Annotated in this window: 1 protein-coding gene; it reads left to right on the top strand. The window is 72.6% G+C overall.

What is annotated here, in order from left to right:
* Positions 1-702: CocE/NonD family hydrolase (locus AOK22_RS43080; protein WP_279617095.1), on the top strand; the 702-nt coding region annotated here is incomplete at both ends.
* Positions 703-871 lie beyond the last annotated feature (169 nt).

An 871-nucleotide genomic window follows, 5' to 3' on the forward strand; every position in this document is an offset into this window, starting at 1 on the left:
GACGCGGACGGCAGGCCCGTCCAGTTCCCCCTGTACTACGACAACTACTTCGTGCCCCGCGGCTACGGCTACGTCGCCGTGGACCTCGCCGGCACCAACCGCTCCGACGGCTGCGTCGACATCGGCGGCCGCTCCGACATCCAGTCCGCCAAGGCCGTCGTCGACTGGCTGAACGGCCGGGGCCGCGGCTACACCAGCCGTACCGGCGACGAGCGCGCCACGGCCGCGTGGACCAACGGCGCCACCGGCATGATCGGCAAGAGCTACGACGGGACCGTCGCGAACGGCGTGGCCGCCACCGGAGTGCGCGGCCTCAAGACCATCGTCCCGATCGGCGCGATCTCCTCCTGGTACGACTACTACTTCGCCAAGGGCGCCCCGCTCTACAACAGCGGCCCCGAGCGCCTCGCGTACGGCGTGGAGAGCCCCGAGGCACACGCCCGCTGCGGCGCGGTGAAGCAGCGCCTGATCGACGGCGCGCCCCGCACCGGCGACTGGACCCCGCTGTGGGCCGAGCGCGACCACGTGCCGGACGCGGGCAAGGTGCGGGCCAGCGTCTTCGCCGTGCACGGCATGCAGGACCTCAACGTCCGCACCAAGCACTTCGGCCAGTGGTGGGACGCCCTCGCCGAGCACGGCGTCGAGCGCAAGCTCTGGCTGAGCCAGGCCGGCCACGTCGATCCGTTCGACTTCCGCCGCGCCNNCTGCACCGCTGGTTCGACCACGAACTCCTCGGCTACGACAACGGCATCGACCGCGAGCCCATGGCCGACATCGAGCGCACCCCGGACCACTGGACCACCGACCGCGTCTGGCCGCCCCGCGCCACGCACACCGTCGCGCTGCGCCCCGCCAAGGGCACGGCACCCGG

This window comes from Streptomyces silaceus (genome assembly GCF_001419745.1).
In the GTDB taxonomy this organism is placed as follows: Bacteria; Actinomycetota; Actinomycetes; order Streptomycetales; family Streptomycetaceae; genus Streptomyces; species Streptomyces silaceus.